The 10,866-nt window shown below is 44.3% G+C and carries 8 protein-coding genes; 2 read left to right on the forward strand and 6 right to left on the reverse strand.

What is annotated here, in order from left to right:
- The 6 genes from F6K46_RS35205 to F6K46_RS35230 all read right to left on the reverse strand — a co-directional run.
- Positions 1-205: reverse transcriptase N-terminal domain-containing protein (locus tag F6K46_RS35205; protein WP_293067033.1), on the reverse strand; the 205-nt coding region annotated here is incomplete at its 3' end.
- A gap of 576 nt (positions 206-781) precedes the next feature.
- On the reverse strand, positions 782-1,951 hold the full coding sequence (locus F6K46_RS35210) for a transposase (protein ID WP_293067030.1): 1,170 nt from the start codon (positions 1,949-1,951) through the stop codon (positions 782-784).
- Between the two features lie 660 nt (positions 1,952-2,611).
- Positions 2,612-6,382: a hydantoinase B/oxoprolinase family protein gene (locus F6K46_RS35215; protein WP_293067028.1), complete on the reverse strand. Its 3,771-nt coding sequence runs from the start codon at positions 6,380-6,382 to the stop codon at positions 2,612-2,614.
- Between the two features lie 441 nt (positions 6,383-6,823).
- Positions 6,824-7,252 (reverse strand): hypothetical protein, encoded by a 429-nt coding sequence (locus tag F6K46_RS35220; protein WP_293067026.1) that lies wholly within the window; start codon positions 7,250-7,252, stop codon positions 6,824-6,826.
- Positions 7,222-7,644: a helix-turn-helix domain-containing protein gene (locus F6K46_RS35225; RefSeq protein ID WP_293067024.1), complete on the reverse strand. Its 423-nt coding sequence runs from the start codon at positions 7,642-7,644 to the stop codon at positions 7,222-7,224. Before F6K46_RS35225 ends, F6K46_RS35220 begins: the two co-directional genes overlap by 31 nt.
- The gene (locus F6K46_RS35230; protein WP_293067021.1) at positions 7,625-7,909 is read right to left on the reverse strand and encodes a type II toxin-antitoxin system HigB family toxin; all 285 of its coding nucleotides are present in this window, start codon (positions 7,907-7,909) and stop codon (positions 7,625-7,627) included. The genes F6K46_RS35225 and F6K46_RS35230 overlap by 20 nt, the downstream gene beginning before the upstream one ends.
- Before the next feature lie 922 nt (positions 7,910-8,831).
- On the opposite strand from F6K46_RS35230, the gene F6K46_RS35235 reads away from it, so the two are divergent.
- Together F6K46_RS35235 and F6K46_RS35240 are read left to right on the forward strand one after the other, a co-directional pair.
- A complete protein-coding gene (locus F6K46_RS35235; RefSeq protein ID WP_293067019.1) occupies positions 8,832-9,707 on the forward strand; it encodes an alpha/beta hydrolase in 876 nt (291 codons plus the stop codon).
- A gap of 267 nt (positions 9,708-9,974) precedes the next feature.
- On the forward strand, positions 9,975-10,607 hold the full coding sequence (locus tag F6K46_RS35240) for a hypothetical protein (protein ID WP_293067016.1): 633 nt from the start codon (positions 9,975-9,977) through the stop codon (positions 10,605-10,607).
- Positions 10,608-10,866 lie beyond the last annotated feature (259 nt).

Genomic DNA, 10,866 nt, shown 5'->3' on the forward strand with positions numbered 1-10,866 from the left:
TTTGTTGGGTTACCTTCCTTACCGCTAGCATTTTTCCTGACCAGGACTTCATCAGAGTCTTTTGCAGCTTTCTTACCACTCGAACATCACCACGTTGAGAGGCTTGGTATATCCGTTTTTGCAACTTGAATACAGTTCGTTCTAGCTTTCGCCAATTGACCTGATTCCATTCCGACTGTGGGGAGAACCCCCGAGTTTTAGACATATTGATTGCTACTTATAGCTATACCTTTTCCTATCACGTGAGTCTGTCAGCGTATCCTAAATATTACTCTAGGCTTTTGCTTTTGACTCAATCTCTCCCTCATAGGACTTGCGGTTAACTACCTACTTGAAGACCGACCTCTTCAAGAGTGCCTATGGGGGTTACTTCGTTCCTGAAAACCATTCTGTTGAACTTTTAGAGTGATACTTTCCACCGGGAATTTAGGGAAATCATTATAAGAAAAGCTAATCTTATAATCCTGTTTATTCCGTTGACTTTTGTCTGTAGCGTATCAGCCTTTCTTTCGCTACGTCAGCATTACGATGGTTTGGCATATCTTCCTTGTGGTACTCATGAGTTCTTTGCCTGCTACTAACACCATCTTGGGCTGACAGTGCTTCGCTGTTCGACCCCGCTTTAACCTAGAGCTTGTTAGTTCTCAGTGATTAGGGGTAAGGCTGTCACTCGGATTTCACGAGGGTTGGTATTTCACCAACATGGTTTTCAAGTTATCAAGGTTTGACCCTTGCGGCTAGTCCCCCAAATCCTTTATGGATAAGGTTTATAGCCAACGAATCACACAGCTTTACTACTGACGGAATGCCCTACCGCCAAATTTAATATATTGATCGCCGCATTTACATCCCTGTTAGCAACATATCCACAATGAGGGCAGGAATGAATGCGGTCTTTCAGTTTTTTAGGTACTTTTGTGCCGCAATTAGAACAGTTTTGACTAGTGTTTTTAGGGTTAACTCCTTTCGCTATCAGTCCAGCATTCTCGGCTTTGACTGACAGGATTGAGAGGAATTGACCCCAACCAGCATCTAGGATAGATTTGGCCATTTTTGTTTTGGCCAAACCTTTAATGTTTAGTTTCTCGTGAGCTACCAGGTCGTGACTATCTAGTAGCTCTTTAACTGTTTTGAAATGAAAATCTTTACGGGTGTCAGCTACCTTTTTGTGAGCTTTTCCCAGTTTTAGAGCAGCCTTTTTTCTGTTATTACTGCCTTTTTTTGATCTACTGACAGCCTTTTGAATCTTTTTAAGTCGCTTCTGAGCTTTTTTATAATACTGAGGAATTGGTACCTCAGAGCCATCGGACTTGACTAAGAAAGACTTTAGACCCATGTCTATCCCAATAGGATTAGAAACACTATCTACTGGGATGATATCCGGAACGGAGTCGTTCTGGATAGACAGCGTGACGTAGTAACCGTCAGCTTTTCGGGTTATGGTGGCGGTTTTTATCTTGAACCCTTCTGGAATAGGTCGATGATAAATCATCTTGACTTTTCCGAATTTTGGAAGAGTTAAAACATTACCGCTTATGGGGTTATTAGAGAGGGATGGGAAAGTAAAAGATTTATACCTGTTTTTGGCCTTAAATCTCGGTCTACCGCTCTTTTTACCGTTAATGTCACCCTTTAAGAAACGTTTAAAGGCTATATCTACTCTTTTGACGCAATCCTGTAAGACTTGAGATTGGACTACCTTGTACCAAGGTCTATCCTGTTTTAATCTTGGAAGAGTCTTCTTTTGGGAAAAATAATCAGGATTATTTCTTAACTCTGGAAGGTGGCAGACCAAAGGACAGGAGTTAATAGAGCAGCGGTTTTGTTCATACCAGTTGAATCTATCAGCAAGCAGAAAATTGTATTGATGTCGGAGCATATCCAACCATATCTCTATCTCTGCCTCTTGTGACTTGGTTAGCCTTAATCGGTACTGATACGCTGCTCTCATTGTTGCTGTTTGCTGTTTTTCGACCTATTATTAGTATAGTAAACGTATTTACATGTATGAATGCAAAATAAAATATAAAAATTTAATGATTAGGTTAACTAGCTTTGAGAAAAGGCAACTTCAACAGGAAGCTGTTCGCGTAGCGTGACCAAAGGTCAATCGGAGGGGGATAACCTGCTCCGAACTACTCAGGAGCTTGATAGCTCGTTTCCCTGAACCGAAAGAGTCTTAGTTGGCAATTACGTTTCACTTCATTGCCCCGCTATCATCCCGACACCCACCTGATTAGGTAGGGTGTCGGGATGATAGCGGACTAGCTAAGCGCAATAGAACTAGAGCTCGGCGTAACAGTGCTGGGAGTCTAGTTCAAGATGCAGGGTTTGGTGCTGCTGCTAGTGTTGTCACTGGCGTGATCATTGATAATAGCTCCGTGGTAGATAATACCAAAAATCAAAAGTCATGACATACATACAGATTGCAAAAGCCAATGTATATGGTCATGTTTTTATTGTAAGTATGACGCTACTTTTGAAAACTGGTATAATGCGGTCAAAGGTGCTGCTACTGGTCTAACCATTAACCTTCTAGACCGTTAAGACTTTTAACCCAAAGGAAAAACCAATGGGATGGGCTGTGCCGATCCCATTCGCCCCCTACCAATTAGGATTCACTATCACCACTATCCAAACCATATGCCCCACCTCCAGGCGTCTCAATCACAAACACATCACCTGTATTCATTTCCACTACCCCAGTACTACCCAACTCCTCAAGCGTTCCATCCTTCCGTTCCACATAATTTTTTCCCAAAGCACCCGCTTCACCACCATTTAACCCAAAAGGCTTGACCACTCGACGTCCAGATAGAATTCCTGCGGTCATAGGTTCTAGGAAACGAATCTGGCGAATTACGCCATTACCCCCACAATGAACGCCCTTACCCCCACTATCAGAGCGAATCCCAAACCTTTCCAACAGTACTGGAAATCGCCATTCCAACACTTCTGGGTCAGTTAAGCGAGAATTCGTCATGTGAGTATGTACCGCATCTGTGCCATCAAAATCAACCCCTGCCCCAGAGCCTCCACAAATGGTTTCATAGTATTGATAGCGCTCATTGCCAAAGGTAAAATTATTCATAGTACTCTGAGAAGCTGCCATCACTCCTAAAGCACCATAGAGCGCATCGCTTATTGCTTGGGATGTTTCCACATTCCCCGCTACCACTGCTGCTGGATAACGGGGATTCAGCATAGAACCTTCGGGAATAATCACCTCCAAAGGCTTCAGACAACCAGCATTGAGGGGAATATCATCATCCACTAGGGTGCGGAAGACGTATAGCACTGCTGCTTTGCATACCGCTGACGGTGCATTAAAATTACTATCTAACTGAGGCGAGGTACCGGTAAAATCAATCTTGGCACTACGGCTGTCCCGCTCAATAGTAATCGTGACCTGAATCTTAGCACCCCCATCTAACTCATAGCTGAAACTGCCATCTGTGAGCACATCAATCACCCGGCGCACTGACTCCTCAGCATTATCTTGGACATAACCCATATAGGCTTGCACTGTCTCTAATCCATAGTGGGCTACCATCTGCCGTAACTCTTGTACACCTTTCTCATTGGCAGCAATCTGTGCTTGTAAATCAGCTATATTCTGAGTCAGATTCCGGACTGGATATTGACCCCCTAACAGGAGTTGGGTTATTTCATTTTCTCGGAATTTACCATTCTCAACCAGCAGGAAATTGTCAATTAATACCCCTTCTTCCTTCACACTGGTACTATTAGGAGGCATGGAACCGGGAGTGATACCACCGATGTCAGCATGGTGTCCTCGGGAAGCGACAAAGAATAAAGGGGAGAGGGGAGAAGGTTCCTTTAGCCCTAGGGAAGAGTTGAGGAAAACTGGAGTAACAAGGGTAACATCTGGGAGATGAGTGCCACCGTTGTAGGGATTGTTGAGAACATAGACATCCCCAGGTTTAAGACTATCACCATGGGCATCAATCAAGCTGCGGACACTTTCACTCATTGACCCCAAATGCACTGGAATATGAGGCGCATTGGCTACCAATTGCCCTTGTTGGTCAAAAATCGCACAGGAAAAGTCTAGCCGTTCCTTGATATTGACTGAATAACTGGTATTTTGGAGAGTTGTCCCCATTTGCTCTGCTATGGAACGGAATAGATTGTTAAAGATTTCCAGCATGACCGGGTCAGGATGGGGTGAAGCTTGGACGGTATTTGGTGACAGCTGATCTATAGTGCTATTTGTCAAGCTTTCCAGGTTGTCTTGCTGCTCCTCCAAACCAGATTTAACTAATATCAAATGATTCCGTTCACTCACCTCTGCCTTCCAACCAGGCTCAATCACATTAGTTCCGGTTGCCTCAATAATTAATGCCGGACCCAGCACCGAATCCCCTGGCTGCCAATCCTCTCGCCTAAACACAGGGGTATCCCACCAGCGATTAGCGGTATACATTTGCACTGTGGCAACGGGAGCACACATTTGCCCTGTCTCACGAGATCGTATCGGTTCTGTTGGGATAGCCATCCGCTTTACTAACTCTACCGAAACCACTTCGACCATCAACGTTTTCCCTGGCACGATAAATCCATAGCGCTGTTGATGGAATCGCTCAAACTCTTCCGTGATCTGATCAATCCGACCAAACCCAACAACCAAAGCTGAATCGGTGCCCTCATAGCGCAAATGGACTCGCCGAATGACCTCAATCTCGTTACTATTCCGATCCTGGGCATGGTTGTGATTCAACTCTTCTATTCCCTGAGCCACCAACTTGGCCAAAATTCCCTCTAACTCCAACCCCTCTACTAACTCAGCCTCAACTGACTGTTCTTTCAATACCCTAATATCGGCTAAACCCATGCCATAAGCGGACAATACTCCAGCAAAGGGATGAATGAACACTCGCTTAATCCCTAAGGCTTCCGCAATTAAACACCCATGCTGGCCACCAGCACCGCCAAAGCAACATAGGGTATACTCGGAAACGTCATAGCCCCGTTGTAGAGAAATCTGCTTAATGGCATTGGCCATCTTCTCGACTGCGATCGCTAAAAATCCTGCTGCTACTTCCTCTGGTTTGCGCTTATCCCCAATCTCCTCGACCAATCCTTCAAACCTCTGCCTTACCACTTCAGCATCCAACGGCAAGTTACCATCCGCTCCAAACACCTTGGGAAAAAATCCTGGCTGCAACTTCCCTACCATCACATTGCAATCGGTCACTGTCAACGGACCCCCCTTACCGTAGGAAGCAGGACCTGGATTTGCCCCAGCTGACTCTGGTCCTACCCGATAACGGGCACCATCAAACTGGACAATGGAGCCACCACCAGCAGCTACCGTATTAATTGCCATCATTGGCGTGCGCAACCGCACCCCAGCAATCTCAGTTTCAAAGGTACGCTCGTATTCCCCGTTGTAATGGGCGACATCTGTAGAGGTGCCACCCATATCAAAGGTAATGATCGTCTCAAAACCAGCAATTCGACTAGTCTGTACTGCTCCGACAATACCCCCAGCAGGTCCTGATAAAATACTATCCTTGCCTTGAAACTGTTGCGCGTCCGCCAGTCCTCCGTTTGACTGCATGAACATCAATAGTCCAGAGGTTTTTCCCCGTAAGCCTTCAGACCGGGTAGGTTGAAGGTTATTTTCCAAAACTTCATTGGTCAACCCGCCAAGCTGCAACTGTTGTTCTACCTGATCTACATACCGACGCAGAATCGGTGATAAATAGGCATCAACCACTGTGGTATCCCCCCGACTGACTAATTTCATCAAAGGAGTCACTTGATGAGATACTGATATTTGGGTAAAACCAATCTCTAATGCTATGGTCGCTATCTGCTGTTCATGAGTGGGATAGCGATAGCCGTGCATCAAGACAATGGCGCAGCTACGAATACCGTCATCATAAGCAGCTTGCAAGGATTGGCGGGTGCCAGCCAGATTGATGGGGATTAGCTCTTCACCCTGGGCGCTGTACCGTTCTTCTATCTCAATCACCCGTTCATAGAGCATTTCAGGGAGCACAATTTCACGGGCAAAGATATTCGGGCGATTTTGATAACCAATGCGCAAGGCATCTTGGAAGCCCTTAGTAATTACTAGGACAGTGCGATCGCCTTTCCGTTCCAACAACGCATTGGTGGCTACTGTCGTTCCCATCTTGATCGCTTCCATGGCATCACTGGGTATCGGCTTACCAACAGGGATGTCTAAAATCTCTCGAATTCCCTGTACTCCAGCATCTTGGTACCGTTCAGGATTTTCTGAAAGCAGCTTATGAATTATCAACTGCCCATCCGGGCGTTTTGCCACAATGTCCGTAAAGGTACCACCTCGATCAATCCAGAATTGCCAGCGTCCAGTGGAAGTAGTAGTCATATTTGCCCGATTTTTCCTAAAACACTAAAGAAATGGGGAAGATGATGGAGAATTTCCCAATAGTTTTGATTGTCGCTCTCGCCCCGTAGGGCATCCATTACCTCCATCCCGTAGGGTGTGTTAGGGGTGGGCTAACCCTGATTTTCCGCCTCTGAGCGCCTAGTTGAAATAGCCCACCCTGTAACGCACCACTTTTTTAATTAATTTCAATAATATACAGTTTAAATGCACAACAGCTTAGAGGTTGTCTGAGAAGTCTAATTTGCTACATCCAAGCCCCCGTTGGTCCCCCAATTTTGCGGTGCGACCCAAGGGCGATTTACTCGCCCATTGGAAAGCGCACCGGAAGGGACTTTTAGAAGCCAATTGACTCTTGTTCCCCCCAAAGTTGGGGGGCTAGGGGGGCAAAATGCAGTATCAAAAAACTTTTCAGATATCCTCTTATAACGGATAAAATGCCATAGGTGAAACCAACAAACGTTTAGACAGCTTTTGAATTTGTCCAATTGTCAATTCTTGTTGACCACTAACAAGTAAATTACATGTTGCTTCGGAACCAAAAATATCTATAATTTCTTGAGATTGAAGATAATGCTCCTTCAGAATTACTCGCAATAAATCGGTTCCATGAATGTCAGGGATTAACTGACCACTATTGTTGGGGTTGTGTTGGAAAACCCTTTTCAGTCCCTCTTTGGCAATATAACCAAAAAACATCAACCCTAGGCGTTTACCAGCTTCAATCAATAACTCATCCCACAGAATTTTTATCTCCTGTATAGGGAATAGATAGTAACCAGGATAAGAACTACAATTCCTTCTCTTGGTTACACTTAAATTTATCTTGGGAAGAAGGCAGAAGGGGAACATTTGAAATAATCTGCTAGTTTCTGGATATGTTCCACGGTTAGATTTCTTTTGCCACTTAAGATCATTGAAACAATTGATTTCGTCTTAAAAATGCTAACTAGGTCTTGCTGACGCAATCCATGTTCCTTGATGAGTAACTTGAGTAAGTCAATCCCGTGAATATCTGGAATTAATGTTTTCTTCCTCTGATAGTCGTGCAATAGTACAGTCAAAGTAGCAAGGTAACTATCTTGATCTTCAGTTAACTCAACCCATGCCTCTAGATCTAGAAGCAAGTTAATGAGATTTTTGGCCGCCTCTTCCTCCGCCTCAGACACAATGGGAAGAAGTGGGTGTTCTTTTACCAAATCAAGATAGCTTTTTGGAATGGTTTCATAGGTCTTGTCTATCATAATCCGCGTTCGCAATAATATGGCGAACAACTATCTGCTTGTATTTGAAGTTGATACGAGCTTTAAGGGTATAACGACCGCATCCAATCGTAAATAAAGCGTTACTTTCTTTACCCTCTCTTGAGGGAAAAGATTGACGCATTTGCTCAAAGCTAGACCACTGTCCTGTTTCTAAAAGCTTGAACCAGGCAGCTATATATTCCTTTGATTCCGGGTGGTTGTGCCAAAACTTAGCGATGTCAAAAAAAGTGAATACGGTATGCATGTTAATATCTCCAAGTAAGGATTCAACGAGAGATCCTGGCAAGGAGCATTAAGACACTCATAACATTACAAGCAAGGGCATCGCCAGTTGTCGCAGACTACTCGTAATGCCCAATATACAAAGATTTTGCGGAAAAAATTGCCCATTAAATAGGACAATTAATAGCCGATTATTCTTTGTTTTATTGAACATTACGAGTAGTCTCAATGCAGTCCTGTTCATAGATACCTCTCTAGAACTAAATTGAGTAAGTCGTTAAGCAGGTGCAGAAAATTAATTGCACATTTTACAAAACTCAAAGCCCTACAATGTAAGGCTTACAGATTTGTTTACCTGCTTATGTTCGTCAATCTAATAGATACCTCTCTAGAACTAAATTGAGTAAGTCGTTAAGCAGGTGCAGAAAATTAATTGCACATTTTACAAAACTCAAAGCCCTACAATGTAAGGGTTATAGAGATTGAGACTAGGTAATTAATTCTGCGCTCGGTGCTTATGTAAACTAAGTTAGCAAATTGCGAACTGGTTGTCAACCACCCCTTCAAATCCTTGCCCGACTCAAGCAATATCGAGGGTAAGCGACGCGCTACGATAAGGGAGCCTGGGAACTTTCGCGCTAAGTAATTGATCTGGCTGCTGCCGTAATCTGGTTTAATTGATCACACGCCCTAGGAGTAGGATGCTCACTGCTAGCAGAACACCTAGGAAAATCAAAACAGAAAGACAAGCCCAGTTGAAAGCTAATTGAAAAGTTAATTATAATTGCACAATGTTCTTATGATCAGGAATATCAAGACCAAATGATTCACCTACCGATGACTTGAATTAATTAATTATTATAACTAGAAGTCTCAACAATACATTGCTCTTCGTTTGTATTATAATCCTCCTCATCAAGCCTAAGACTGAGAAGACTAGACTCGTGAAAGCAAAAGCCAAACCCAAGAAACTACTAGGTTTTTTATATACTTGCTTATTCCTTGGTTTAGGAATACTCCCCACAGTAGTCAAACCAACACCAGCCCTTAGTGCAGAATACATTTACTTTAACTATGGTCCGTTAAAATTGTCCCTTTCCCGGGAATCTCTGGAAATTTTCGCCAATGAGGGCAGAATTACTAAGGAATTTGAGTTCTACGCCCAAATGCTGAACCCAGAAGCCTTGGAACAGTTGCGGATGCTACTCCAAAAGCGGATTAAAATCAGTCCTGTGGCCATCTCGCGCTTAGGTAAATCCCCCATGGGAGAAGCCTTTCTGGAAGGTTTGGGAAAGATGATCAAAACGCACCCTGGTCGCAATGGTTTACATAGTCTTCGGGGGGCGCTGGTTTTGGCAGCAGCTGACTCCGAAGGTCTAACTCTAATGAATATAGTGCGCCAGTTTCCCACCGAGGGGATGTTGATTGATACTGACTATATCTTCGATGTCCAAAAAGAGCTAGCTACCCTATTTCGATATCGAGATGCAGCCGTGAATGCGATCGCAAACCAAGCCACCCTAGAAGCCGCTGCCGAGAATACCGTTAATGTCTCCCAGTTAGCAGATTTACAACAACCAGGTCCTTATCAATTCACAGACCAAGTCATCACCCTTTCCGGTCGCCGCCGTCAATCCCCTCTAGGGTTATCCGGAGAAACCAAGTTTGAGGTTGCTCTGTACTTACCCAAAGGCAATCCAAAACCAGCCCCCTTAGTAGTCATGTCCCATGGCTTTGCCTCAGATCGCAACCATTTCACCTATTTAGCTTCAACCGCGAGAAGCCTCACAACGAACATGCGTAGCATAAGTGTGAGATGAATCGCGGACAGAGTTTTTTTACCAAGCAGGGAACTCAAAATCGTTTATATCGTCTATAATGAAAGTAGTAGGGTAAATCAAATTAAGAGCTAACCGCCACCTACGTGCCTAAAATAGAACTCATTATATTGTTCCGGTGCGGAGGGGCATCCCGTATCGTTAATAAAGCTTACCGAGTATCCGTTCGCGTAGCGTCGGCGAAAGCCGATACCGTTGGGTGGAGTTGGTAAGAAGCCCACACTATAATCTTTGATTCAGTGTGGGAGTATGTCACATATTCGATATGTGCTCGATGAGCTCGAAGACCTCTCTAAATCTGACCCTAATTTTGCTAATCAGCTGAATCTGGAACAGGTAGGTGTGATTGGTCATTCCTTCGGGGGTTACACAGCGTTAGCCGTAGCAGGTGCAGAAATTAATGATTTAAGACTGCGCCAAGTGTGTCCTGATCAAGACCCAACCTTCAATCTATCTGTACTGCTCCAATGCCGTGCCAATCGCTTACCCCCGTTTAACTATAACTTGCAGGATCCACGGGTCAAAGCTGTAATCGCTGTTAATCCTATTACCAGCACAGCCCTTGGTCAAGCTAGCTTGGGTAAAATTCAAGTGCCAGTCATGATTATGGCAGGTAGCCACGACATAGTAGCACCAACTGTCCCAGAACAGATTCACCCCTTCATCTGGCTCAATACCCCAGAAAAATATCTGGCAATGATTGTTGATGGCAACCACTTCTCCACTAGTGGTGCATCGGGCGACGATTTTGCCCTGTTTCCTAGAGAATTACTCGGTTCCAATCCTCAGGTCGGACTTTCTTACCTAAAAGCCTTAAGCTTAGCTTTTGTTAATACTCATATTCGGGATTTACCAAACAGAGAATTAACAAGCGAGAGTTAGCTACCTAATTTATTAGGTAGGCGTGGAGCGTACCGGGATTTATCCCGGCTCTCGTGTTATTTGCCCTTCTGGTTTTCAATATACCTTTTCACTGTTTCTGTGTTTGCGTTTCCGGTAGTTGAACAGAAATAACTAGTGCAGCGCGGCAGAAATACTTGAGCAGCTGCTGATAATGGTAAAATAGAAGGATGAACTGCTTACCTACTCGATGCTCAGCTTACCCTATTGTACTCTTCACAACTTGTGCTATGCCTGACCC

Origin of the sequence: Moorena sp. SIO3E8, from assembly GCF_010692445.1 — a bacterium.
Classification (GTDB): domain Bacteria; phylum Cyanobacteriota; class Cyanobacteriia; order Cyanobacteriales; family Coleofasciculaceae; genus Moorena; species Moorena bouillonii.

Coding starts and splice junctions, on each gene's coding strand:
- F6K46_RS35210 (WP_293067030.1), bottom strand. CDS start 1,951: ATGAGAGCAGCGTATCAGTACCGATTAAGGCTAACCAAGTCACAAGAG.
- F6K46_RS35215 (WP_293067028.1), bottom strand. CDS start 6,382: ATGACTACTACTTCCACTGGACGCTGGCAATTCTGGATTGATCGAGGT.
- F6K46_RS35220 (WP_293067026.1), bottom strand. CDS start 7,252: ATGTTCCCCTTCTGCCTTCTTCCCAAGATAAATTTAAGTGTAACCAAG.
- F6K46_RS35225 (WP_293067024.1), bottom strand. CDS start 7,644: ATGATAGACAAGACCTATGAAACCATTCCAAAAAGCTATCTTGATTTG.
- F6K46_RS35230 (WP_293067021.1), bottom strand. CDS start 7,909: ATGCATACCGTATTCACTTTTTTTGACATCGCTAAGTTTTGGCACAAC.
- F6K46_RS35240 (WP_293067016.1), top strand. CDS start 9,975: ATGTCACATATTCGATATGTGCTCGATGAGCTCGAAGACCTCTCTAAA.